Genomic DNA, 25,219 nt, shown 5'->3' on the forward strand with positions numbered 1-25,219 from the left:
CCGCATCATCGTTGACCTCCATCGCGAGCAACCACGCGCCTGCAGCATTTCAACCTGACGACTTTGTAATGTCCCCCTCATCTGCCTGACAGCACTGATCTACCATTATCGAGCAGCCGATCTTTGTAGTACTTCGAAACACTCCTTGAATGCCTGACCGGAAAAAAGGGTCAGAATGCGTTTTTTTGCCCGTTAGCCGAGACGAATCCCATGCGAAACCCTCTGCGTCTGATCGCCCTGAGCGCCCTGTTCATGTCCTCCCTGGCCCAGGCCGCCGACCTCATTCCGATCGAGGTTCATCGCGACGCCAATTGTGGTTGCTGCAAAAAATGGATCAGCCATCTTGAAGCCAATGGTTTCAAGGTCGAAGACCACGTCGAAGCCAACATGAGCGAGTTCAAGCAACAGCACGGCGTGCCGCCACGCCTGGCGTCGTGCCACACCGCGCTGATCAACGGCAAGTTCGTCGAAGGTCACGTCCCGGCCGACCAGGTCCTGGCCTTGAGCAAGCGCGACGATCTGTTGGGCGTCGCGGCGCCCGGCATGCCCATGGGCTCGCCCGGCATGGAAATGGACGGCATGAGCGATGCCTATCAGGTCATCGGCCTGAAAAAGGACGGCACTGACCTGGTGGTCGCGGACTACCCCGCCCATTGATGCCAGGCGCGTACCTCGGGCTGTTTTTTGCGGCATTCGGTGCCGCCACGCTGCTGCCGTTGCAATCCGAAGCCGTGCTGGTGGGCCTGCTGCTCAGCGATCGCTACTGGCTCTGGGCACTGCTGGCGGTGGCGACGCTCGGCAACGTGCTGGGGTCGCTGCTCAACTGGTGGCTGGGGCGCGGGATCGAACGGTTCCGCGACCGGCGCTGGTTTCCGGTAAGCCCCGGGCACCTGGAAAAAGCCCGGCTGCATTACCAGCGCTACGGCCACTGGTCATTGCTGCTCAGTTGGCTACCGGTGATCGGTGATCCGCTGACACTGGTCGCCGGCGTCATGCGCGAGCCATTGGGGCGCTTCCTGCTGATCGTCACCCTGGCCAAAGGCGCCCGTTACGGCGCGTTGGCCGTGGCGACGCTGGGCTGGATGGGTTGAACCATCGAAGGCGGCAATTGCCTGTGTTTAATGCCGCCCTAATCGAGCCGATCCAGCATCGGCGGATTTTCTTTGGAGCTCTCCCATGTCGCGCCCCTTCCCCCGCTGGTTGCCCGGCCTGTTGTTGACCGCCGCCCTGCCCGCTATCGCCCACGCCGAAGCACCTGAATACGGCCCTGAGCTGCAAGGTTTCGACTATCCCTACACGCTCAAGCACTTCGCCTTTGAATCCCAGGGCCAGTCCCTGCAAATGGGCTATATGGACGTCGCCGCCCACGGCAAGGCCAATGGCCGCAGCGTGGTGCTGATGCATGGCAAGAATTTCTGCGGCGCCACCTGGGACAGCTCGATCAAAGCCCTCAGCGACGCCGGCTATCGGGTCATCGCCCCGGATCAGATCGGCTTCTGCAGCTCCAGCAAACCGGCGCACTATCAGTACACGTTCCAGCAACTGGCGACGAACACCCAGCAATTGCTCAAGGCGTTGGGCATTCAGAAAGCCACCCTGCTGGGACACTCCACCGGCGGCATGCTCGCCACTCGCTATGCCTTGCAATACCCCGAACAGGTCGAGCAACTGGCACTGGTCAACCCCATCGGCCTGGAAGACTGGAAAGCCCTCGGCGTGCCCTATCGCACGGTAGACCAATGGTATGAACGCGAACTCAAGCTCAGCGCCGACGGTATCCGCAACTATGAACGCAGCACCTACTACGGCGGCCGCTGGAAGCCGGAATTCGAGCGCTGGGTCGATATGCTCGCCGGCCTGAACAAAGGCCCGGGGCATACGCAAGTCGCGTGGAACTCGGCGCTGATCTACGACATGATCTTCACTCAACCGGTGTACTACGAATTCCAGAACCTGAAGATGCCGACCCTGCTGTTGATCGGGACCTCCGATACCACCGCCATCGGCAGTGACATCGCCCCGCCCGAGGTCAAGGCGAAGATCGGGCACTACGACGTCCTCGGCAAACACGTGGCGAAGTTGATTCCCCGGTCCACGCTGGTCGAATTCCCTGGCATGGGCCACGCGCCACAGATGGAAGAACCGGCACAATTTCACCAGGCCCTGCTCGCCTGGCTGAACAAGACCAACCCCGTGCGTTGAAGAGGAAAGGCTGATGCCTGTGCAGATTGCAGTGCTTGATGATTGGCAGGATGTGGCGCGGGACGTGGTGGACTGGTCGGCGCTGGACAGCGTCGGCCAGGTGAGTTTTCTCCATGACTACCCCGCCGACAACCAGACGCTGGCCGAGCGCCTGGCCGGGTTCGAGGTGATCTGCGTCATGCGCGAGCGCACGCGCTTCGACGAAGAGCTGCTGCGCCGCCTGCCCAGGCTCAAACTGCTGGTGACCGGCGGCATGCGCAACGCCGCCCTGGACCTGAAAGCTGCCGCCGCGCTGGGCATCCAGGTCAGCGGCACCGACAGCTACAAACACGCCGCGCCGGAGCTGACCTGGGCGCTGATCATGGCCGCCACCCGCAACCTGGTGGCCGAAGCCAATGCCTTGCGTGCCGGCCAGTGGCAACAAGGCCTGGGCGGCGACCTGCACGGCAAGACGTTGGCGATCCTCGGCCTTGGCAGCATCGGCCAGCGCGTCGCGCAATTCGGCCAGGTGTTCGGCATGCGCGTCATCGCCTGGAGCGAAAACCTCACCGCCGAACGTGCGGCGCAAGCCGGTGTGACCCGTGTCAGCAAGCAGGAATTGTTCGAACAGGCCGACGTGCTGTCGGTGCACCTGGTGCTCAGCGACCGCAGTCGGGGCCTGGTGGACGCACAAGCCCTGGGCTGGATGAAGCCCACGGCACTGCTGGTAAACACCGCCCGCGGACCGATTGTCGATGAGGCGGCGCTGATCAAGGCGTTGCAGAAGCAACGCCTGGCCGGTGCGGCCCTGGACGTCTTCGAGCAGGAGCCGCTGCCCGTCCACCATCCGTTCCGGACCCTGGACAATGTATTGGCCACGCCCCATGTCGGGTACGTGAGCCAACAGAACTACCGGCTGTTTTTCTCGCAAATGATCGAGGACATCCAGGCCTGGGCGGCAGGGGCTCCGATTCGTCTGCTGGGTTGAACGAAAACCCCATGTGGGAGCGAGCCTGCTCGCGAAAGCGGTTGGTCAATCAACATTAATGCTGCCTGAGACTCCGCCTTCGCGAGCAGGCTCGCTCCCACAACGAATAATTGTTCATGCTGCGGTGTTCTCATCACATCAACCTTGCACTGCGCCTGGCCGGGCGCGACCTGATCTGAAACCCATGAACCTGTGGAGCAAAGCCCATGAATAGTCGTTTTGCAGTTCTGATGAGTCCGTTGTTGCTGACCGTTGCGTTGTCCGGTTCCCTCGCCCTGGCCAACGGCGGTGGCGGCGATGACGAGCCGCCCGCCAGACCCAACTGCCCGAAAGGACAGGTGCTCGATACCCGATCGCAGCGGTGCGTCAAGCAGACCAGCAACCTGGTGCCTGACGAAGACCGCACCAACTATGCCTATCAACTGGCCAAGGACGGACGTTATGAAGAGGCCCTGGCCCTGCTCGACACGCTGAAACAGCCAAATACCGCAAAAGCGCTGAACTATCGCGGCTACGCCACGCGTAAACTGGGACGCACCGACGAAGGCATCGGTTATTACCTGCAATCGGTAAAACTCGACCCGCAATACGCGCAAGTCCGCGAATACCTGGGCGAGGCCTATGTGGTCAAGGGCCGGCTGGACCTTGCGCAGGAGCAACTGCAGCAGATCAAATCCATCTGCGGCAATACCCAGTGCGAGGAGTACCAGGACCTGGCCGAAGCCATCAACGGATCATCGAAAACCTGACAACCCGAGCGGACGGAGGTCGCCATCGCCAGCGATCAGGCAATACGAACGGAACTGAACCAGCATCTGGCGCGTTTATGGCGCTACGGCCTGCTGTTGTCCCGGCAACGGCATATCGCCGATGACCTGGTGCAGGCCACCTGCGTGCGGGCGCTGGAGCGAGCCGGGCAATATGAGCCGGGGACGCGCATGGACCGCTGGCTGATGAGCATCCTGCATTCGATCTGGCTCAATGAAGTCCGTGCCCAGCGGGTGCGGCAAGGTCAGGGCCAGGTGGATGCCGACCAGGTCTTGTCGTTCGATGGAGAGTCCGTGGCCCAGACCCACGTGTTGGCGGCACAGGTCATCCGCCGCGTCGATGCATTGCCCGAGGCCCAGCGTGAAACGGTATTTCTCGCCTACGTCGAAGGGTTGTCCTACCGCGAAGTCGCCGACGTGCTGCAAGTGCCCATCGGCACGGTCATGAGTCGCCTGGCCGCCGCCCGGGCGAAACTGGCCGAATATCCACCGTTGCACACGGTACCCCACCCTTGCCGAGGAGAACATTGATGAACGCGAAACCCTCGGACGAACAACTGGTGGCTTATCTCGACAACCAACTCGATGCCGAACAGCGCTCGCGCATCGACGCGGCCATCAGCGCCGACCCGATGCTCGGCCTGCGCCTGCAATGGCTGGATCGCAGCAGCCTGCCGTTCAAGGACGCCTACGATGAACTGGCCCGGCAGGCACCGGTGGATCGCCTGCAAGCCATGCTCGCCACGCTGCCTTCACCCGCCCGCCCCGGGCTCAGCCGACGCTGGTTCCTGGCCGCCGCAGCCGGGCTGCTGGCTGGTGGCGTGCTGGCGGACCGTTTGTTCCTCGGCTGGCGAGCGAGTCAGCAGACTCACAGCTGGCGCGGTCTGGTGGCCGATTACATGGCGCTCTACGTGCCGGAAACCCTGGATCACCTGCCCGCTGATGAAGCCTCTCAGCGGGCCCAACTGCGGACCATCGATGCGCGCCTGGGGCTCGACCTCGCGCCGGCAAAACTGAGCCTGCCCCGCGCCGAGTTCAAGCGGGCGCAAATCCTCGAGTACGACGGCGCCCCCATCGCCCAGATCACCTACCTCGATCCGGCGCACGGCCCCATGGCGCTGTGCGTGACCCGCTCCAACAGCGGCAGCCGCCATTTCGCCCGGGAACAGCGGCGCGAGCTGAACATCGTGTATTGGGCGGACATGGAACACGCCTGGATGTTGATCGGGCGCCAGCCAATGACGGATCTGGAAGAGATGGCCAAGGTCTTACGTGGTCGGCTGAGTGCCTGAGCCGCGTTATCCCGGCCGCGCGTCAGGCCGAAGTCTGCAACCACAAGCGAAACCGCGCCCCGCCCAGCGGCGAGGCTTGCACTGTCAGCGTGCCACCTTGGGCTTCCAGGGCGCGGCGGCTGATGGCCAATCCCAGTCCGAAACCACCCGTTGCGCGGTCTCGACTGCGGTCGAGACGGTAGAAGGGTTCGAAAATCCGCTCGCGCTCGTCATCCGGAATGCCGATACCGTCATCGTCGACCCAGATTTCACAGCCGCCGTCACAGACCTGCACACCGATCTGGATACGCTTTTCGCAGTAGCGCATGGCATTGCGCAGCAGGTTTTGCAAGGCGCGGGCGGTCAGGCGCGGGTCGAGGCTGAAGCGTTCGAGCTGGCCGTGCAGCAGCACGTCGATGACGATCTCCGGGGACTCCAGCTCCTCGTCGACACTGCCAAGGATGCTGTCGATGAACTCATCCAGCGACACTTCGACCCGCTCCGGTAGCCGCGCCGGGTTTTGCAGGCGACTGTAGGACAGCAACTCAAGCACAAGCTCATCGAGTTCCCGGATGTGCGCCACCAGGCTTTGCAGGCGCTCGCGGCTGGCCGCCGGCAAGTCGTCGGAGAGCGCCAGCGCCAGGCCGAAATCCAGGCGCGTCAGCGGCGTGCGCAACTCATGGGACACCGCATTGAGCAAGTCGCGCTGCTGGTTGAGCAGGTTCTCGATGTCGCCGGCCATGGTGTCGAACACGCTGGCCAGGCTGCCGATGTTGGAGCTCGGGGAAATTTGCGTGCGCTCGCCCAGGTGGCCCTTGCCAAAGCGCTCGGCCGCGCCCTTGAGACGCTCCAGGTCACGCCAGTGCGGGCGCAGCCACAGCAACAGGCACGCGAGCATGGTCGCGCCGATCAGTACGTTGATGCTCCAGTACAACAGGTTGACGTCCAGCGGGTCCGGCGGCACCACCATTTGCACCACGGTGCGCTCGTTCAGCGGCGCAACCGCCAGCGTGCGCCAGCCCCAGTTACCCACGCGCACAACGTTCTCGCCCCGCTGCAAGCGCTGCTGCTCTTCAGGCGTCAGGCTGCTGTCGTCGTTACCGCTGAGCACGATGTGCAGTGGCTCGAAGTCCTTGTCCATTTCAGCCGCAAGGGCCGGCCACTGTTCGGCCGGGGCCGCGTGAAACTGTTTGACGATCAGCGTTTGCAGGCCACGGGAGTAATCGAGGTTGTAGGTGACAAAGCGCTCGTGGAACACCTTGACCACCAGGTCCGGCACCAGATAAATCGCCGCGCTGAACGAGACGATGGTCACCAGGTACAAACGAAAGAGGATTCTGAACATCGGCTCAGCATTCCCACTCGGAACGGCTGAACAGATAGCCCTTGCCCCACACGGTCTTGATCTTGCGCGCCTCGCCGGCGTGGTCGTCGAACTTGCGCCGCAACTTGGAAATCGCCACGTCCACCGAACGGTCGGTGCCGTTGAATTCGATGCCGCGCAGGCGTTGCAGGATCTGGTCGCGGCTAAGCACCTCCCCGGCATGCCGGGCCAGCACCACCAGCAGGTTGTACTCACCGCTGGACAAGTCCACCAATTGCTCGCGCCAGGTCACGGTGCGTTCGGACAGGTCGATGCACAGGTTGCCCATCAGAATGCGGTCGTTGGCGGTCTGCGGCTCGCTGAGGCTGCTGCGACGCAACAGGGTCCGCACCCGCGCCAGCAGCACCCGCGGCTCGCAAGGTTTGGTCACGTAGTCGTCGGCCCCCATTTCCAGGCCCAGCACCTGGTCGTGGCTGTCGTCGCGGGCGGTGAGCATCAGGATCGGCAAGGTCGCCGAATCGGCGCGCAGCAGGCGACAGACTTGCAAGCCGTCGAGGCCGGGCAGCATCAGGTCGAGGATCACCAGGTCCGGCGGGTTGAGCCGCGCACGTTCGCGCACATGATCACCGCGACCGATCACGCTGACGGAATAACCGTTGCGTTCCAGGTAGCTGGCAATCAGTTCGGCGAGGGCGGTGTCGTCTTCGACCAGGAGGATGTTGGGCATGGGGTGTTTCCAGAAAGAGCCGTGGCGTCTGCATTGGCCTCTTCGCGAGCAGGCTCGCTCCCACAGGGGACCGCATTTCAACTGTGGGAGCGAGCCTGCTCGCGAAGGCGGCCTGTCAGACGCAATAAAATTCAAGGACTGAAGGATATACGCCCTCACTCGTCTCTGAGTAAAACCCTTACACAATTTCACACAGCACCAACAAAGCTTCACCGCTACCCTCGCCTGCGCCCAGTAGGATGCCGGGAGTCATTATTGGGGTATTACATGTCGAAGAATCTGCTTGCCAGGCTCAGTCTGATTGCTCTGGCGTTGACACTGGGCGCGTGCGAGAAGGCCTCGAACGCCGAGGAACAGGCGCCGCTGGCCACGGTTCGCATCGAAACCATCGAAGCGCAACCGCTGACCATCAGCAGCGAACTGAGCGGACGGATTGCCGCACCGCGCATGGCCGAGGTGCGTGCCCGCGTGGCCGGCGTGGTCCTGCAGCGGACCTTCCGTGAAGGCAGTGACGTGAAACAGGGCGATGTCCTGTTCCGCATCGACCCGGCGCCGCTCAAGGCCGACCTGGACAGCGCCGAAGCAGCGCTGCGCAAGGCCGAGGCCAACGCGTTCCAGGCCCGGTTGCAGGAACAGCGCTATGCCCAGTTGATCGACGACAAGGCCATCAGCGGTCAGGACTACGACAACGCCCGGGCCAACGCACGGCAGACCGCCGCCGACGTTGCGGCCAGCAAGGCTGCGGTGGAGCGGGCGAAACTCAACCTCGGCTACGCCACCGTCACCGCGCCGATTTCCGGGCGCATCGGGCGTGCGCTGGTCACCGAAGGCGCGCTGGTCGGGCAGAACGAAACCACGCCGCTGGCGCTGATCCAGCAACTCAATCCGATTCATGCCGACCTGACCCAGTCCACCCGTGAGCTCAACGAACTGCGCCGCGCCTTCCGTTCCGGCCAGTTGCAACAAGTCGGCCAGGACCAGGCCAAGGCCACGCTGATTCAGGATGACGGCAGCCTCTACCCGCTGCCGGGAAAAATGCTGTTCAGCGACATCACCGTCGACCCGGGCACCGGCCAGATCATCCTGCGCAGCGAGTTCCCCAACCCCGACCTCGACCTGCTGCCCGGCAGTTTCGTGCGCGTGCGCCTGGAACAAGCGGTCAACCGCCAGGGCATCAGCGTGCCGCAACGGGCCATCCAGCGCGACAGCGCCGGCATCGCCCAGGTCCTGCTGCTCGACGCCGAACAGCGCGTCGGCCAGCAACCGGTCGAACTGGGCGCCGTGCAGAACGATCGCTGGATCGTCACCGGCGGCCTGAAAGCGGGCGACCGCATCGTCATCGAGGGCCTGCAGCACGCCCGCCCCGGCGAGAAAGTGCAGATCGACGACTCCCCTCTTCCACTTGCCCAGGTGACTGGTCAGTAAGCAGGACGCTTTTTTATGCCGCAGTTCTTTATCGACCGCCCGGTGTTCGCCTGGGTGGTCGCGTTGTTCATCCTGCTGGCCGGTGCCCTGGCCATTCCGCAGTTGCCGGTGGCGCAGTACCCCGACGTCGCGCCGCCGCAGATCGAAATCTATGCCGTGTACCCGGGCGCTTCGGCGCAAACCGTGGACGAAAGCGTGGTCAGCCTGATCGAGGAAGAACTCAACGGCGCCGATCATCTGTTGTATTTCGAATCCCAGAGCAGCCTCGGCAGCGCGACCATCAAGGCCACTTTCCAACCGGGCACCAACCCGGAACTGGCCCAGGTGGATGTGCAGAACCGCCTCAAGGCCGTGGAGTCACGCCTGCCGCAAGCGGTGATCCAGCAAGGTTTGCAGGTGGAAAAAGTCTCCTCCGGTTTCCTGCTGTTGATCACCCTGACGTCCAGCGACGGCAAGCTCGACGACGTGGCGCTCAGCGATTACCTGGCGCGCAACGTGATGAACGAGATCAAGCGCCTGGATGGCGTCGGCAAGGCGCAGCTGTACGGCGCCGAGCGGGCGATGCGGATCTGGATCGACCCGCAGAAACTGCTCGCCTTCAACCTGACGCCAGCGGACGTCAACGCCGCCATCGTCGCGCAAAACGCCCAGGTGTCGGCCGGCAGCATCGGCGATCTGCCGACCCGCACCACCCAGGAAATCACCGCGACCATCCTGGTCAAGGGTCAGTTGTCGACCCCCGAAGAGTTTGCCGACATCGTCCTCAAGGCCAACCCGGACGGTTCGACCGTGCGCGTCAGCGATGTGGCGCGGGTCGAGATCGGTAGCCAGGAATACCAGTTTTCCACGCGCCTGAACGGCAAGCCGTCAACCGCCGTCGCCGTGCAGTTGTCGCCTGGCGCCAATGCCCTGAACACCGCGACCCTGGTGCGGGCGAAGATGGATGAACTCAAGCGCTACTTCCCGGCAAACGTCGAGTACTCGATCCCGTACGACACCTCCCCCTTCGTCAAGGTCTCGATCACCAAGGTGGTGTACACCCTGGGCGAAGCCATGCTGCTGGTGTTTGCGGTGATGTTCCTGTTCCTGCAGAACATCCGCTACACGCTGATTCCGACACTGGTGGTGCCGGTGGCGTTGATGGGCACCTTTGCGACGATGCTGGCGCTGGGGTTTTCGATCAACGTGCTGACCATGTTCGGCATGGTGCTGGCCATCGGCATTCTGGTGGACGACGCCATCGTGGTGGTGGAGAACGTCGAGCGCATCATGGCCACCGAGGGCCTGTCGCCCAAGGAAGCCACGCGCAAGGCCATGCAACAGATCACCGGGGCCATCATCGGTATCACACTGGTGCTGGTTGCAGTGTTCATTCCGATGGCGTTCATGCAGGGCTCGGTCGGGGTGATTTACCAGCAGTTCTCGTTGTCGATGGCCACCTCGATCCTGTTCTCGGCCTTCCTCGCCCTGACCTTGACCCCGGCCCTGTGCGCGACGCTGCTCAAGCCGATTGCCAAAGGCGAGCACCACGAAAGGAGCGGATTCTTTGGCTGGTTCAACCGCCGCTTCGAGCAACTGACCGAGCGCTATCAAGGCTGGGTCGCCTACGCGTTGAAACGCACCGGGCGCTACCTGCTGATCTACGGCGTGCTGCTGATCGGTCTGGGCCTGGCCTTCAGTCGCCTGCCCTCCTCGTTCCTGCCGGTGGAAGACCAGGGTTACACCATCACCGACATCCAGTTGCCACCGGGCGCGAGCAAGAACCGCACGGTGCAGGTGGCCGAGCAGGTGGAAGCGCACAACGCCGGCGAGCCGGGCATTCGCGACAGCGTGGTGATTCTCGGATTCAGCTTCTCCGGCAGCGGGCAGAATGCGGCGCTGGCGTTCAGCACGCTCGAAGACTGGTCCGAGCGCGGCAGCGACGATTCGGCCAGCTCGATTGCCGACCGGGCCAACGTCGCCCTCAGCCAGATCAAGGACGCAGTGACCTTTGCCGTGCTGCCGCCGCCCGTGGATGGCCTGGGTACGTCCAGCGGATTCGAGTTCCGCCTGCAGGACCGCGGTGGTCTCGGCCATGAGAAGCTGATGCAAGCGCGCACTGACTTGCTCGCGGCCGCCGAAAAAAGCCCGATCCTGATGAACGTGCGCGAAAGCGCCCTGGCCGAGGCGCCGCAGGTGCAACTGGTGGTCGACCGCAAGCAGGCCAACGCGCTGGGGGTGTCCTTTGCCGACGTCGGCAACGTGCTGTCCACGGCCGTGGGCTCGGCGTACATCAACGACTTCCCCAACCAGGGGCGGATGCAGCGCGTCGTGGTGCAGGCCGAGGGCGACCAGCGCAGCCAGGTGGAAGACCTGCTGAAGATTCACGTGCGCAACACCCACGGAAAAATGGTGCCCTTGTCGGCCTTCGTACAGGCCAAATGGACCCAGGGCCCGGCGCAGTTGACCCGCTACAACGGCTACCCGGCGATCAGCATTTCCGGTGAACCGACACCGGGCCACAGCACCGGCGAGGCCATGGCCGAGATCGAGCGGTTGGTGGCGCAAGGCCCGGCGGGCCTGGGCCAGGAATGGACCGGGTTGTCGTTGCAGGAACGCCTGTCCGGCAGCCAGGCGCCGATCCTGCTCGGGCTGTCGCTGTTGATCGTGTTCCTGTGCCTGGCGGCGTTGTACGAGAGCTGGTCGATCCCGACCTCGGTACTGCTGGTGGTGCCGCTGGGCGTGCTCGGCGCGGTGCTGGCCGTGACCTTGCGCGGCATGCCCAACGACGTGTTCTTCAAGGTCGGGTTGATCACCATCATCGGCCTGTCGGCGAAGAACGCGATCCTGATCATCGAGTTCGCCAAGAGTCTGTACGACGAAGGCCACGACCTGATCGACGCCACCCTGACAGCGGCACGCCTGCGGTTGCGGCCGATTGTCATGACTTCGCTGGCGTTCATCCTCGGCGTGGTGCCCCTGGCGATTGCCACAGGCGCCAGTTCGGCGAGCCAGCAGGCCATCGGCACCGGGGTGATCGGCGGGATGATCACGGCGACGCTGGCCGTGGTGTTCGTGCCGGTATTTTTTGTGGTGGTGATGAAGCTGGTGCGCAAACGCCACAAGAATATCTGACCCAATACTCATCAACTGTGGGAGCGAGCCTGCTCGCGAAGGCGGAGTGTCATTCAACAGAGATGTTGGATGTGATGGCCTCTTCGCGAGCAAGCTCGCTCCCACAGGGGAGCGGAGTGTTTTCAAGATTGTGCTCACCTGAGCTAAGGTGGTTGCAAAGCCCCAACCCATCGAGCCTTCATGTCCTACCTCACTCACAGCCACCCTCGCCTGTCCGCCGCCACGATGCTCGGTATCGCGGCGGGCATCTTGATTCCGGCCGATTCGGTCATCAGCAAAATACTCATCGGCTGGAATTCCGGCGTCTGGATCTACCTGCTGCTGATGCTCTGGCTCACCGTGCGTTCAAAAGCGACCGACGTAAAACGCATCGCCGAAATCGAAGACGAAAACGCCGGGCTGGTGCTGTTGGTGGTGTGCATCGCGGCTTTGGCCAGCCTGGCGACCATCACCTTCGAACTGGCCGGCAGCAAAGACCTGGAAACCACGCGCAGACTCCTGCACTACGGCTTCACCGCGCTGACGGTGATCGGTTCCTGGCTGCTGATCGGGGTGATTTTCAGCGTGCACTACGCGCGCCTGTTTTACACCTGGGAAGGCAAAGAGCCGGCGCTGCGCTTTGCTGAAGGCCTGACGACGCCCAATTACTGGGACTTCCTGTACTTCTCGTTCACCGTCGGCGTGGCGGTGCAGACCTCGGATGTCGGCGTGGCGACCCGCGATTTGCGCAAGATCGTGCTGGCGCAGTCGTTGATCGGTTTTCTGTTCAACACCGCCATCCTTGGGTTCTCGATCAATATTGCGGCGGGCCTGTTCAACTGATGCCTGCACAAACGTTCTAGTCATCGCCCTGCCAGCAGGCGTTTAATGGCTCGGCAGTCCGCCCCGCAGGTGCAACATGAACGCTCACAACTGGATCGACCTGGCTCAGGACGCCGACACCGGCATCGAGACCCTGCGCGCGCATTTCGAAGGTCACGCCTACGACCCGCACTGGCATGACAGCTATCTGGTGGGCGTGACCGAGCAAGGGGTGCAGCAATTCAATTGCCGACGGGCCAGGCACCAGAGCACGCCGGGCAAGGTGTTTTTGCTAGAGCCCGGTGACATCCATGACGGTGACGCACCGACCGCCGACGGTTTTACCTACCGCATGCTGTACCTCGATCCGCAGTGGTTGCAGCGCGAACTCGGCGCTGTGTTCGATCATGCCCCCGACAACAGCCAACTGAGTTTCGCCGCCACCTTGGCCTGCGATGCGCGCCTGGCCCAGGCCACCAGCCTGGCGTTTGAAACCCTGCATCGCGGTGAGCTGAAGATCGTCCGCCAGACCGCCCTCGACGCGTTGCTCGAGCGCCTGACCAGCCACTTGCATTGGCGCGCCCACGATGGCCAGGACCCGCGTCTGCCGCGCGTGGCGCAGAAGGCCCGGGACTACCTGCATGCCAACGCGCAATACGACATCGGCCTCGATCAACTGGCGGCCGTCACAGGCGTCGACCGCTTCCGTCTGACCCGTGCGTTCAAGGCCGCTTACGGCATGGCGCCCCACGCGTATCTGGTGCAATTGCGCCTGGCAACCGCCCGGCGAATGCTGGCCCGTGGCGAACAACCGGCGGCGGTGGCGATGGCGCTGGGCTTTGCCGACCAGAGCCATCTGGGCCGCTGGTTCGTGCGCGCCTACGGCCTGACACCGGCGCTGTATCGCAAGCGCTGCTCAAATCTTCCAGACAAGTAACGCCGGGGATTGTGAAGATCGGTTTCACTGATCTTTACCGGAGTTCGCCCGCAATGCTCTCTTCTTTCCCGACGTTACTGCCCTTCCTGCTCTTTGCCTTCGTGGCGTCGATCACACCCGGCCCGACCAACATTCTGGTGCTCAGCAACAGTGCCCGATACGGCTTGGGCGCCGCCCTGCCGATCATCTTCGGCGCCTGCGCCAGTGCCGCGACGCTGGTGTTGCTGGTGGGCACGGGCGTTGGCTCTTCACTGACGGCCTGGCCCGCTTTGCAAAGCCTCATGCAATGGGTCGGAGTGGCGTGGCTGAGTTATCTGGCCTGGCAGATTTTCCGCGCCCCGGCCGAAGCCATCAGCATGAAAACCGAGGATCGACTGGGATGGATGGGCGCCGCCAGCCTGCAATGGATCAACCCGAAAACCTGGATGATGGCGCTGGCGGTGGTCAGTGTCTTCGCTGGAGCGGGCGAAGATCGGCTCGTCCATGTGATCAATCTTTCAGGGGTGTTTTTCCTGGTTTCCTTGCCCTGCCTGGGTGTCTGGGCGCTGCTCGGTGCCGGCTCGAGTCGCTGGTTGCGATCGCCCCGGGCCATGCAGCGTTTCAATCGCTGCATGGGGCTGGTACTGCTGGGTTCAGCGTGGCTGAGCGTGCTGGCCTGAACACCAGCCGTCGGTGTTTGTTCGACAATCGACAATCCGGGCTTGACGGCGAATTGGCTTTTGGTGTCTTCTGAAACCGGTTTCAGTGCTGTCTCACGAAGCGCTTGGCCTTATAACTCCAATAAGAAGGTTTCAGACCGTGAACGATTTCTCCGCCGCCCAACGCAGCCGCGTGACCATGCTCGACGTGGCCGAACACGCCAAGGTCTCCAAGGCCAGCGTTTCGCGGTTCATCGGCGAAGACCGCGCCCTGCTCTCCGATGCCATTGCCCAGCGCATCGAGCAGGCGATTGCGGAACTGGGCTATCGTCCGAACCAGATGGCCCGCGGCCTCAAGCGCGGGCGCACCCGCCTGATCGGCATGCTGGTGGCCGATATCCGCAACCCGTATTCAATTGCCGTGATGCACGGGGTGGAAACTGCTTGCCGTCAGCACGGCTATAGCCTGGTGGTGTGCAACACCGACCGCGACGACGAGCAAGAACGCCAGCACCTGGCCCTGCTGCGCTCGTACAACATCGAAGGCCTGATCGTGAACACCCTCGGTCATCACCGTGACGAATTGCACGAACTGCACCGGGAAATGCCTCTGGTGCTGGTGGACCGCAAGGTGGAGGACCTGGAAAGCGACATGGTCGGGCTAAATAACCCGGCCGCCGTCGAGATGGCCATCGTCCACCTTGAAGAACGCGGTTACCGCGATGTGTTGATGGTGACCGAACCCTTCGATGGCACCAGTTCACGGATCGAACGGGTCGCCAGTTTCAAGGCACAAATTGCCCTGCGCCCGGCCCTCCATGGCAGCCTCATCGAAACCGGCGGCGAACTGACTGCACAGCTGAAATCCTTCCTCGACACGCCTGGCCCCGGCCCGAAAGCGCTGTTTTGCGCGAACGGGATTGCGGCGCTGGCCTGCACCCATGCGTTGCGTGAACTCGAGTGCAATCTGTTCGAGGATGTGGGCCTGATTGCTCTGGATGACCTGGATTGGTATCCGTTGGTGGGTAGCGGGATAACCGCGCTGGCCCAGCCGACTACCGAGATTGGCGCCAGTGCGTTCGAGTGTTTGCTCAAGCGTCTGCGGGGGGATGACGGGGCGGTGCGGACGCTGGATTTTTCGGCGCGGTTGATTGTCAGGGGGTCGACTCTTGGAAATTCTCGGTGAATGTTCCGACCTCTTCGCGAGCAGGCTCGCTCCCACAGTCGATTTGCGAATACAGGCCCATTGTGGGAGCGAGCCTGCTCGCGAAGGGGCCCCAAGCAGTACCGCCATTTTTTTTGAACAAAAATGAAACCGGTTTCAGAGGTATAAAAACAATGCACAAACCCGCCGTTTCCATCAGCCTTTCCAGCTACGGCGCCGACCTGGTGCGCCAGCGCGGCCAAGGCAGTTTTATCGAAGTACTGGCCGCCGCCGGCGCCACGCGCATCGAGTGGCGCGAGGAGTTGCTGACCGTTGAGGACCCCACTCAACTGGCCAATGCCACTCAGGCAGGAGGCCTGGAAAGCGTGTATTCGTCGCCAATGGAACTCTGGTTGGCCGGACAATCCAGGCCCAATCCAGAACTGATCACCGCTCTGCAACGCGCCGAGGCGTTCGGTGCCAAATGGCTGAAAGTGTCGCTGGGCTATTTCACCGACAACAGCGACCTGCACGCCCTGGCCCGGCTGCTGGATGCCAGCCCCGTGCAGTTGCTGGTGGAAAACGACCAGACCCTGCACGGTGGCCGTATCGAACCCTTCCAGCGTTTTTTCACTGAGGTCGAGCAACACCACTTGCCGATCAAAATGACCTTCGACATCGGCAACTGGCACTGGCAGGACCAGTCCGCCGCCAGCGCCGCGCGCCTTCTCGGACGCCACGTCGGCTATGTGCACTGCAAAGCGGTTACGCGTCGCGCCGACGACAAGCTGGTCGCCATCCCGCCAACCGCCAGCGACTTGCAACAGTGGGAACAGTTGCTGCGGCACATGGCCCAAGGTGTGATGCGGGCCGCGGAATATCCGCTGCAAGGCGATGACCTGGTGCAACTGACCCGCGAACACGTGGCGGCCCTCGCCCGCCTCGGCCAGTCGCATCGGGAGAGTGCTCATGTCTGAGATCGATATTCTGTCCTTCGGCGAGACCATGGCGATGTTCGTCGCCGAGCAGGCGGGTGATCTGGCCAGCGTTGGCGCTTTCCACAAACACATCGCCGGGGCTGACAGCAATGTGGCGATCGGTTTGTCCCGGCTTGGCTTCAACGTGGCATGGCTGAGCCGGGTCGGTGCCGACTCGTTGGGCCGGTTCGTGGTCGACACTCTGGAAAAACAAGGCCTGGATTGCCGCCACGTCGACATCGACACCGCCCACCCGACCGGTTTTCAACTCAAGTCCCGCACCGACGATGGCAGCGATCCGCTGGTCGAGTACTTCCGCCGTGGTTCGGCGGCCAGTCACCTGTCGCCGCTCTCGATCGTGCCCGAGTTGCTCAAGGCCCGACACCTGCACGCCACCGGCATTCCCCCGGCGCTGTCGGAGTCGGCGCGGCAGATGTCGTTCGAGTTGATGACGCGCATGCGCGAGGCCGGGCGCAGCGTGTCCTTCGACCCGAACCTGCGCCCGAGCCTGTGGGCCAGCGAACGACAAATGATCACCGAGATCAACCGCCTCGCCTCCCTCGCCCATTGGGTGCTGCCGGGGTTGAGCGAAGGTCGCTTGCTGAGCGGTTTCGAAGACCCGGCCGACATTGCCGCCTTCTACCTCGACCAGGGCGTCGAAGCCGTGGCGATCAAGCTTGGGCCCCACGGCGCTTACTACCGCACCCATCTTGATCAAGGTTTCGTCGCTGGCGTGCCGGTGGCGACGGTGGTCGATACGGTGGGCGCCGGTGATGGTTTTGCCGTCGGCATGATCAGCGCGCTGCTGGAAAACCACAGCTTTGCCGAGGCCGTGAAACGCGCCAACTGGATTGGCAGCCGTGCGGTACAGAGCCGGGGGGATATGGAGGGGTTGCCTACCCGATCCGAAATGCTCAGCGAATTCGAGGCCGCCATCGCGAGCAAGCTCGCTCCCACAGGGGATTTATGTCGAACGTAGATCCAATGTGGGAGCGAGCTTGCTCGCGATGAGGCCAGTACAGGCACTGAAGATCCAACCGTTACCTGCTGCGACAAAAACAACAAGCTCAGGAGCACCACTCATGAAAACCGCAACGCTCGCCACCCGCCGCTGGTGGTACATCATGCCCATCGTGTTCATCACCTACAGCCTGGCGTATCTGGATCGCGCCAACTATGGGTTCGCCGCCGCGTCCGGCATGGCGGCGGACCTGATGATCACGCCAGGCCTGTCGTCGATGCTCGGCGCGCTGTTCTTCCTCGGCTACTTTTTCTTCCAGGTACCCGGCGCGATCTACGCGCAGAAACACAGCGTGAAGAAGCTGATTTTCGTCAGCCTGATTCTCTGGGGCAGCCTGGCGACCCTGACCGGGATTGTCTCCAATGCCTACTGGCTGATCGTCATTCGCTTCATGCTCGGCGTGGTCGAAGCGGCCGTGATGCCGGCGATGCTGATCTACCTGTGCCACTGGTTCACCCGCGCCGAACGCTCGCGGGCCAACACCTTCCTGATCCTCGGCAACCCGGTGACCATGCTTTGGATGTCGGTGGTCTCGGGCTATCTGGTGCAGCACTACAGCTGGCGCTGGATGTTCATCATCGAAGGTTTGCCCGCAGTGTTGTGGGCATTCATCTGGTGGCGCCTGGCCGATGATCGTCCGTCTCAGGCCAAGTGGCTCAACGATCAGGAAAAGCTGGATCTGGAAAGCGCACTGGCCGCCGAACAGGTCGGCATCAAGGCCGTGAAGAACTACGCCGAAGCCTTCCGTTCTCCCAAAGTGATCATCCTGGCCCTGCAGTTCTTCTGCTGGAGCATTGGCGTGTACGGCTTCGTGCTGTGGCTGCCGTCGATCCTCAAGGCCGGCGCGCAGATGGACATGGTCCAGGCCGGCTGGCTGTCGGCGCTGCCGTACCTGGCGGCGGTGATCGGCATGCTGCTGGTGTCCTGGGGTTCGGACAAGCTGCAAAAACGCAAACGTTTCGTCTGGCCGCCACTGCTGATTGCCTCGATCGCCTTCTACGGCTCCTACGCCTTGGGCGCCGAACACTTCTGGTGGTCCTACACCCTGCTGGTGATTGCCGGCGCCTGCATGTACGCGCCGTACGGCCCCTTCTTCGCGATCATCCCGGAGATCCTCCCGGCCAACGTCGCGGGCGGCGCCATGGCGCTGATCAACAGCATGGGCGCCCTCGGCTCGTTTGGCGGGTCCTATCTGGTCGGTTACCTGAACAGCTCCACCGGCTCCCCGGGTGCGTCGTACCTGTTGATGAGCGGCGCGTTGATGTTCTCGGTGGTACTGACGATTTTCCTCAAGCCCGGCGCCAGCGACCGGGAGCGGCCCTCGGCCACGGTAACGCGCGCCGCCACGGCACATTCCTGAATTGAAGTTGAGATCCCGAAGATGAAAAAGCAGGTCGTCCTGTACAAGAAACTCTCGCCGCTATTGATGGCTCGCTTGCACGAGCAGGCTGAAGTGACGCTGATCGAAAACCTTGATGCCGAGGGCCTGGCCAAACTGCGCAATGCCCTGCCCCGCGCACACGGTTTGCTCGGGGCCAGCCTGAAGCTGGATGCCGAACTGCTCGACCTGGCGCCCGACCTTCAAGCCATTGCCAGCGTCTCTGTGGGCGTCGACAACTACGACATCGACTACCTCACCGAACGGCGAATCCTGCTGAGCAACACGCCGGATGTGCTCACCGAAACCACTGCCGACACGGGTTTTGCGCTGATCCTGGCGACTGCCCGGCGGGTGGTGGAACTGGCGAATCTGGTTCGCACCGGCCAATGGCACCGCAACATCGGCCCTGCGCATTTCGGCAGCGACGTGCACGGCAAGACCCTGGGCATCATCGGCATGGGCCGTATTGGCGAGGCCCTCGCGCAGCGCGGGCATTTCGGGTTTGGCATGCCGGTGATCTACCACAGCCAGTCACCGAAACCGGCCGTGGAACAGCGCTTCAATGCGCACTATCGAAGCCTGCCGGAACTGTTGCAACAGGCCGATTTCGTTTGCCTGACGTTACCGCTGACCGCTGAAACCCAAGGGCTGATCGGCGCGGAGCAGTTCGCCCTGATGCGTCCCGAGACCATCTTCATCAATATTTCACGGGGCAAAGTGGTGGACGAAGCGGCGCTGATCGACGCCTTGCGCACGGGCCGGATTCGCGCGGCGGGGCTGGATGTATTCGACCGCGAACCCTTGAACCAGGACTCGCCATTGCTGCAGTTGAACAATGTTGTGGCGACACCCCACATCGGCTCGGCCACCCATGAAACACGGGAGGCCATGGCCAGGTGCGCGGTGGACAACCTGTTGGCGGCGCTGGCCGGTGAGCGGCCGGCCAATCTGGTGAATGTTGGGGCGTGGCAGGGCTGAGGTATTCGGCGCCTGTCAGGCAGCCTTCGCGAGCAAGCCCGCTCCCACATTAGATCTTCAGCGATCACAAGTTTTGTGTACAACCGAGATCAAATGTGGGAGCGAGCTTGCTCGCGAAGAGGCCAGCACAGGCAACACAAATCCTTCAGGCCCGCCGCACCTCCAGCAAATCCGTCGCACACAAAGCAATGCGCCGGCAGGCATCAGCCAGCTTCATCTGATCCACCACCAGACCGATGCGGATATGCCCCGCCGCACTCGGCCCGAATGCTTCACCGGCCAGCACCGACACGCCATAACCCTCCAGCAGTCGCTCGGCGAAGCGCTGGGCCGACAACCCGGTCTGGCGCACATCGACCATCACGAACATTCCGCCGTCCGGGCGTATCGGCTTGAGCCCCGGGCATTGCCCCAGACTTGCACACACCAGGTCGCGGCGTTGGCGATACTCCTCGCGCATCATCGCCACTTCCGGCAGGTCCCGGTCCAGCGCCAACTGCGCAGCGTTCTGCACGAAATCCGGAATGCCGAACAGCATGCTCAACGACAAATTGACCAGGTGACCCGCCATGGGTTTGGGCCCGATCACCCAGCCCACCCGCCAGCCGCTCATGGCGTGGGACTTGGACAGGCTGTTGATCGTGGCGGTGCGCTCGGCCATGCCCGGCAGGCTCGCCGGGCTGATGTGCTCACCCTCGTACAGCAAGTCGCTGTAGACCTCATCGCTGATCAGCCACAAATCGTGACGAATGCACAGCGCCGCCAGCTCCTGCCAGATGGCCAGTGGCAAACTGGCGCCGGATGGATTGTTCGGACTGTTGAGCAGTATGGCGCGTGTCCTGGGCGTGATCCGCGCCGCGACATCCAGCGGATCGACGCGAAACCCGTTCTGCGGACGCACGGGCACCGGGACCACGGTGGCCGCACACGCGCCGATCACGCCTTCATAGGTCACGTACATCGGCTCGGCGACAATCACTTCATCGCCCGGGTCGAGCAGGCACTGCGCCACCGAATACACCGCGCACTGCGCCCCCGGAAAGACGATCACGTGTTCGCCATCCACCACCTGGCCGCTGCGTTGCCGATGCCGGCGGGCAATGCTGTCGCGCAGCCCACGACTGCCGCGCACTTCAGGATAGTGCGTATCACCGGCCAACAGGCTGGCGATGGCGGCCTGGACAATGGGTTGCGGCGTATCGAAGTCCGGGTCGCCAATGGACAACAGCAGGACGTCGACGCCCTGTTCGCGCAAATGCAGCGCTCGATCGTGAATCTGCCAGGCCGCCGCTCCGTCACCGGCGATTCGTTGGGTCAAGGCTGAGTAGCGCATGTCGTTCTCCTGTCGCGCGGGTACTCCAAGCCTCAACCCTATCTCAAATCACGCAACGCGCCAGCATGGCGTTCAAATCCACCCTCGAAATTGCCATCGGAGCTTTTGTGGCGAGGGAGCTTGCTCCCGCTGGGCCGCGCAGCGGCCCTCTTGATCGGCGGTTGCTGCGCAACCGAACGGGAGCAAGCTCCCTCGCCACAAAGATGTCATTGATTGACAGGAATCGTTCAATGCTTGCGGACGGCCAGCCGCCAGACACGCGCGATGTCGGTTGCCCGCTCACGCAGCAAGCGCGGCGCTTCGGCGCAGGCCTGTTCCAGGGTCATCGGCCCGCTTGCCAGGGCAAACGCAGCATCGATGCCGTGCTCATAAAGCGCCTGATACCCCTCGCCCAGCGTACCGGCGATGACGATGACCGGCACGCCGTGCTGCCCGGCGACACGCGCCACACCGAATGGCGTCTTGCCGCGCAGGGTTTGCGCATCGAAACGCCCTTCGCCGGTGATCACCAGATCGGCGCCTGCAACCGCCTCGGCCAAACCCACCAGTTCGCCGACCACCTCGACCCCGGCCTTGAACTGCGCGCCCAGGAACGCCTTGGCCGCGAACCCCAGGCCACCCGCCGCGCCACTCCCCGGTTCGTCACGAACGTCGTTGCTCAAAGCGGCCGCGCAATGGTCGGCAAAATGCCCCAGCGCCCGGTCCAGTTGTTCGACTTGCACCGGCGAGGCGCCTTTTTGCGGGCCGAAAATCGCCGAGGCGCCGTGGGGGCCGCACAGCGGGTTATTGACGTCGGCGGCGATGTCGAAGCGCACCTGCGCCAGACGCGGATCGATGTCGCTCAGGTCCACGCGGGCCAATTGCGCAAGAGCGAGTCCGCCCGGTGACAGCGTCTGCCCCTGAGCGTCGAGCAGCTTCACGCCCAAGGCCTGCACGGCACCGGCGCCGCCGTCGTTGGTCGCGCTGCCGCCAATCGCCAGGATCACCCGTTGTGCACCGGCATCCAGTGCGGCGCGGATCAATTGCCCGGTGCCGAAGGTGCTGCTGATGCACGCGTCGCGCTGCGCCACCGGGACCAACTGCAAACCGCTGGCCTCGGCCATTTCAATGATTGCGGTATGGCTCTGCGGCAACCAGCCCCAGGCGGCATCCACCATGGCCCCCAGCGGCCCGCGAACCAGGGTGCGACGCAGTTCGCCTTCGCACGCGGCAAGAATCGACTCGACAGTCCCTTCCCCGCCGTCGGCCATCGGGCATTTGGTCAGTTGGGCATCAGGCCAGACCTGCGCCAATCCCAAGGCAATGGCGTCGGCTACGCCTTGAGCGCTGAGGCTGTCCTTGAACGAGTCAGGGGCGATCACGATTTTCATGGGAATTCTCCAGTTCCAATGCCCACATGCTGCCAGCCGCCATGAACAATAACGCCGGTCCGCTGCACAAGCGGCAAAGAGGATTATTGTTCATTTCCACAAACCGGTATTCACACCGCCCCTGTAGGAGCTGCCGCAGGCTGCGATCTTTTGATTTTAAAAAGCAAGATCAAAAGATCGCAGCCTGCGGCAGCTCCTACAGGGGATTCGTTTCGGTTTGCGGGAGGAGTTGGACGCCGAGATACAGCGCCAGCATGCCGTCCAGTCGCAGCGGGTCGACGCCGCTGAGCTCGGCAATCCGCTCCATGCGATAACGCAGGCTGTTGCGATGGATACCCAGCGCATCGGCGCAGGCCTGGCTCTGGCCGTCGTGTTCACACCAACTGCGCAGGGTCGCCAGCAATTGACCATTGCTGTCCTTGGCAATGACCTTGCGCAGCGGGTTGAGCAATTCGTCGAGGGCGTCGTCGTTGCGGTGGCGCCAGAGCATCACCGGCAGCCGATAGCGGTTCAGCGTCAACAGCCGGGAGCGCGGCAACACTTCGCGCCCGTAGGCCAGCAAGTCACCGACCCGGCGATAGCAGCGACGCAACCCCGCCAGCCCATCGGCTTGCCCACCGACAGCAATGCGCAGGATGTTCCAGCCGAGGCCGTCCAGCTTGTCCAGCAAGCGCTCGTTCTCGACCGACTGACTGGCCGGCCGGCACCAGAGCAACGAGGTTTTGGCCGAGCTGACGCACCAACTGTCCGGGTGGCGGGTGGTCAACCAGGCACTCAGTGCCTCGACGGTTTGCCCTGCCGCGTGCTCCAGGCCCAGTTCGAACAGGTACGGCACCCGGGTCATTTGTGGCTTGAGGCCCAACTGCTGCGCTTCATCGATCAGTCGCGGAGAGTCCCCGGCTTCGCTGAGCAGCAGCGCCAGCAGATCATCGCAGCGCTGGCGCCGCCATTGCTGTTCGGCCTGCTGGTTGCGCTGGCCTACCAGCATCTCGGCGGTCATGCGCACCAGTTCGGCATAGGTGCGCAGTTGCTCGGGTTCGCCGGTGATACCCAATACGCCGATCAGGCGCTGATCGAGCAACAGCGGCAGGTTGATGCCCGGCTGCACGCCCTTGAGATGAATCGCCGTCTGCGCATCGATCTCCACCACGCGGCCGTTGGCCAGGACCAGTTGCGCGCCTTCATGCCGGGTGTTGACCCGCTCCGGTTCGCCGCTGCCCAGGATCAGGCCCTGGCTGTCCATGACGTTGACGTTGTACGGCAGAATGGCCATCGCCCGGTCGACGATGTCCTGGGCCAGGTCGTGATCGAGTTCGAACATGCAAGTGATCCTTGAAGACGGTGATGGAACGGGTTGTTCACCCGCACAGGCCTTGGTTGCAAACCCTGTGCTCAGGCACAAAGACAGCCACCCTGAGGGTGGTCGAGACTCTCTGGGCGATCAACGTTACCCTTTGCATCGCAAAAAATCATAATAAAGAGAGAGCCGCCATGACACAGAGCGCCGTAGCGTCCGAGGCCATCGCTGACGACAAAAACGCCGTCTACAAACGCATCACCCTGCGTTTGATCCCCTTCATTTTCATCTGCTACCTGTTCAACTACCTCGACCGGGTCAACGTTGGATTTGCCAAACTGCAGATGCTCGACGCGCTGAAGTTCAGCGAAACCGTGTACGGCTTGGGCGCCGGCATCTTCTTTATCGGTTACGTGCTGTGCGGTGTGCCCAGCAACCTGGCCTTGAGCAAATTCGGTCCACGGCGCTGGATCGCGCTGATGATGATGACCTGGGGCACGCTGTCGACCTGCCTGCTGTTCGTCACCACGCCCACCGAGTTCTATACCCTGCGCCTGTTCACCGGCGCCGCCGAAGCCGGGTTCTTCCCGGGCGTGGTGCTGTATCTCTCGCAGTGGTTCCCGACCTTCCGCCGCGGCCGCATCATGGCGTTGTTCATGTCGGCGATCCCGGTCTCCGGCCTGCTCGGCAGCCCCTTCTCCGGCTGGATTCTCAACCACTTCGCCGCCGGCCAGGGCGGTCTCGCCGGCTGGCAGTGGATGTTCCTGCTGCAAGGTGTTCCGACGGTGATCCTTGGCGCACTGGCTTACTTCCTGCTCAGTGACAGCTACGCCAATGCGAAATGGCTGACCCCGTTCGAGCGTTCGGTGCTGGAAGCCGACCACGCCGAAGACCTGGCCAACAAACCGAAAACCACGACTGATTCGCTGCTGGCGGTGTTCAAGAACCCGGCGATCTGGGCCTTCGGCCTGATCTACTTCTGCATCCAGAGCGGCGTGTACGCGATCAACTTCTGGCTTCCGTCGATCATCAAGAACCTGGGCTTCAGCGATAACCTGGTGATCGGCTGGCTCAGTGCGATTCCGTACCTGCTGGCTGCGGTGTTCATGCTGGTCGTGGGCCGCTCGGCGGACCTGCGCAAGGAGCGTCGCTGGCATCTGGTGGTGCCGATGCTGATGGGCGCGCTGGGGCTGCTGATCGCGGTGAACTTCGCCGCCAACCCGGCCATCGCGATTCTCGGCCTGACCATCGCCACCATGGGCGCCCTCACCGGCCTGCCGATGTTCTGGCCGGTGCCGACCGCCCTGCTCAGTGCCGGCGCCGCTGCGGGTGGCCTGGCACTGATCAACTCCATGGGCCAGATGGCCGGTTTCCTCAGCCCGTACCTGGTGGGTTGGGTCAAGGACAGCACCGGTTCGACCGATGCGGCGCTGTACCTGCTGGCGGGTGTGATTGTCTGCGGCAGTCTGCTGGCGTTGCGCATGACTCGTACGTTGCGCGCCTAAGCACCACCACCCTTGTGGGAGCGAGCCTGCTCGCGAAGGC

23 protein-coding genes are annotated in these 25,219 nt (G+C 63.1%); 18 read left to right on the forward strand and 5 right to left on the reverse strand.

The window, feature by feature from the left end; genetic code table 11:
- Positions 1-210 precede the first annotated feature (210 nt).
- The 7 genes from AC3WJW_RS25900 to AC3WJW_RS25930 all read left to right on the forward strand — a co-directional run bounded on the left by AC3WJW_RS25900 (position 211) and on the right by AC3WJW_RS25930 (position 5,228).
- Positions 211-657 (forward strand): DUF411 domain-containing protein, encoded by a 447-nt coding sequence (locus AC3WJW_RS25900; protein WP_085727060.1) that lies wholly within the window; start codon positions 211-213, stop codon positions 655-657.
- Positions 657-1,091: a YqaA family protein gene (locus AC3WJW_RS25905; RefSeq protein ID WP_493727950.1), complete on the forward strand. Its 435-nt coding sequence runs from the start codon at positions 657-659 to the stop codon at positions 1,089-1,091. Before AC3WJW_RS25900 ends, AC3WJW_RS25905 begins: the two co-directional genes overlap by 1 nt.
- A gap of 85 nt (positions 1,092-1,176) precedes the next feature.
- Positions 1,177-2,202 (forward strand): alpha/beta fold hydrolase, encoded by a 1,026-nt coding sequence (locus tag AC3WJW_RS25910; protein WP_493727951.1) that lies wholly within the window; start codon positions 1,177-1,179, stop codon positions 2,200-2,202.
- A 13-nt stretch (positions 2,203-2,215) separates the two neighbouring features.
- Positions 2,216-3,169, forward strand: coding sequence for a D-2-hydroxyacid dehydrogenase family protein (locus AC3WJW_RS25915; protein WP_493727952.1), 954 nt, complete (start codon positions 2,216-2,218; stop codon positions 3,167-3,169).
- A gap of 206 nt (positions 3,170-3,375) precedes the next feature.
- Positions 3,376-3,918 carry a tetratricopeptide repeat protein gene (locus AC3WJW_RS25920; protein ID WP_493727953.1) on the forward strand — a complete coding sequence of 181 codons (543 nt, stop codon included), beginning with the start codon at positions 3,376-3,378 and terminating at the stop codon, positions 3,916-3,918.
- Positions 3,919-3,984: 66 nt separating this feature from the next.
- Positions 3,985-4,467, forward strand: coding sequence for an RNA polymerase sigma factor (locus AC3WJW_RS25925; RefSeq protein WP_493727971.1), 483 nt, complete (start codon positions 3,985-3,987; stop codon positions 4,465-4,467).
- The gene (locus AC3WJW_RS25930; RefSeq protein WP_493727954.1) at positions 4,467-5,228 is read left to right on the forward strand and encodes an anti-sigma factor family protein; all 762 of its coding nucleotides are present in this window, start codon (positions 4,467-4,469) and stop codon (positions 5,226-5,228) included. Before AC3WJW_RS25925 ends, AC3WJW_RS25930 begins: the two co-directional genes overlap by 1 nt.
- 22 nt (positions 5,229-5,250) lie before the next feature.
- Here AC3WJW_RS25930 and AC3WJW_RS25935 read toward each other — a convergent pair whose 3' ends face one another.
- Positions 5,251-6,552 carry an ATP-binding protein gene (locus AC3WJW_RS25935; protein ID WP_493727955.1) on the reverse strand — a complete coding sequence of 434 codons (1,302 nt, stop codon included), beginning with the start codon at positions 6,550-6,552 and terminating at the stop codon, positions 5,251-5,253.
- Between the two features lie 4 nt (positions 6,553-6,556).
- Positions 6,557-7,258: a response regulator gene (locus tag AC3WJW_RS25940; RefSeq protein ID WP_007970971.1), complete on the reverse strand. Its 702-nt coding sequence runs from the start codon at positions 7,256-7,258 to the stop codon at positions 6,557-6,559.
- Between the two features lie 267 nt (positions 7,259-7,525).
- Between AC3WJW_RS25940 and AC3WJW_RS25945 the strand changes: the two genes are divergently transcribed.
- The 10 genes from AC3WJW_RS25945 (at position 7,526) to AC3WJW_RS25990 (ending at position 19,674) form a co-directional block, all read left to right on the forward strand.
- Positions 7,526-8,683, forward strand: a complete 1,158-nt coding sequence (locus AC3WJW_RS25945; protein WP_493727956.1) for an efflux RND transporter periplasmic adaptor subunit — start codon at positions 7,526-7,528, stop codon at positions 8,681-8,683.
- Between the two features lie 15 nt (positions 8,684-8,698).
- Positions 8,699-11,797: a multidrug efflux RND transporter permease subunit gene (locus AC3WJW_RS25950; protein ID WP_493727957.1), complete on the forward strand. Its 3,099-nt coding sequence runs from the start codon at positions 8,699-8,701 to the stop codon at positions 11,795-11,797.
- 180 nt (positions 11,798-11,977) lie between these two features.
- Positions 11,978-12,619, forward strand: a complete 642-nt coding sequence (locus tag AC3WJW_RS25955; protein WP_493727958.1) for a DUF1345 domain-containing protein — start codon at positions 11,978-11,980, stop codon at positions 12,617-12,619.
- Between the two features lie 76 nt (positions 12,620-12,695).
- Positions 12,696-13,535, forward strand: coding sequence for an AraC family ligand binding domain-containing protein (locus tag AC3WJW_RS25960; RefSeq protein WP_493727959.1), 840 nt, complete (start codon positions 12,696-12,698; stop codon positions 13,533-13,535).
- A gap of 53 nt (positions 13,536-13,588) precedes the next feature.
- Positions 13,589-14,194, forward strand: coding sequence for a LysE family translocator (locus AC3WJW_RS25965; RefSeq protein WP_493727960.1), 606 nt, complete (start codon positions 13,589-13,591; stop codon positions 14,192-14,194).
- 139 nt (positions 14,195-14,333) lie between these two features.
- Complete coding sequence (locus AC3WJW_RS25970) at positions 14,334-15,359, forward strand: LacI family DNA-binding transcriptional regulator (protein ID WP_493727961.1); 1,026 nt, start codon at positions 14,334-14,336, stop codon at positions 15,357-15,359.
- 152 nt (positions 15,360-15,511) lie between these two features.
- Complete coding sequence (locus AC3WJW_RS25975; protein ID WP_493727962.1) at positions 15,512-16,294, forward strand: sugar phosphate isomerase/epimerase family protein; 783 nt, start codon at positions 15,512-15,514, stop codon at positions 16,292-16,294.
- Entirely contained in the window at positions 16,287-17,273 is a 987-nt protein-coding gene (locus AC3WJW_RS25980) for a sugar kinase (RefSeq protein ID WP_493727963.1), read from the forward strand. Before AC3WJW_RS25975 ends, AC3WJW_RS25980 begins: the two co-directional genes overlap by 8 nt.
- Positions 17,274-17,376: 103 nt before the next feature.
- On the forward strand, positions 17,377-18,675 hold the full coding sequence (locus tag AC3WJW_RS25985; protein WP_493727964.1) for an MFS transporter: 1,299 nt from the start codon (positions 17,377-17,379) through the stop codon (positions 18,673-18,675).
- A gap of 21 nt (positions 18,676-18,696) precedes the next feature.
- Positions 18,697-19,674 carry a 2-hydroxyacid dehydrogenase gene (locus AC3WJW_RS25990; RefSeq protein ID WP_493727965.1) on the forward strand — a complete coding sequence of 326 codons (978 nt, stop codon included), beginning with the start codon at positions 18,697-18,699 and terminating at the stop codon, positions 19,672-19,674.
- 145 nt (positions 19,675-19,819) lie between these two features.
- Here AC3WJW_RS25990 and AC3WJW_RS25995 read toward each other — a convergent pair whose 3' ends face one another.
- From AC3WJW_RS25995 to AC3WJW_RS26005, 3 genes are all read right to left on the reverse strand, one after another.
- Complete coding sequence (locus AC3WJW_RS25995; protein ID WP_493727966.1) at positions 19,820-21,007, reverse strand: pyridoxal phosphate-dependent aminotransferase; 1,188 nt, start codon at positions 21,005-21,007, stop codon at positions 19,820-19,822.
- Positions 21,008-21,234: 227 nt separating this feature from the next.
- Positions 21,235-22,377: a glycerate kinase gene (locus AC3WJW_RS26000; RefSeq protein WP_493727967.1), complete on the reverse strand. Its 1,143-nt coding sequence runs from the start codon at positions 22,375-22,377 to the stop codon at positions 21,235-21,237.
- 196 nt (positions 22,378-22,573) lie between these two features.
- The gene (locus tag AC3WJW_RS26005) at positions 22,574-23,698 is read right to left on the reverse strand and encodes a sugar diacid recognition domain-containing protein (protein WP_493727968.1); all 1,125 of its coding nucleotides are present in this window, start codon (positions 23,696-23,698) and stop codon (positions 22,574-22,576) included.
- A gap of 170 nt (positions 23,699-23,868) precedes the next feature.
- Here AC3WJW_RS26005 and AC3WJW_RS26010 point away from each other — a divergent pair, with 170 nt between their 5' ends.
- The gene (locus AC3WJW_RS26010) at positions 23,869-25,179 is read left to right on the forward strand and encodes an MFS transporter (protein WP_493727969.1); all 1,311 of its coding nucleotides are present in this window, start codon (positions 23,869-23,871) and stop codon (positions 25,177-25,179) included.
- Positions 25,180-25,219 lie beyond the last annotated feature (40 nt).

The organism is Pseudomonas sp. GW821-FHT07G06 (genome assembly GCF_058986625.1).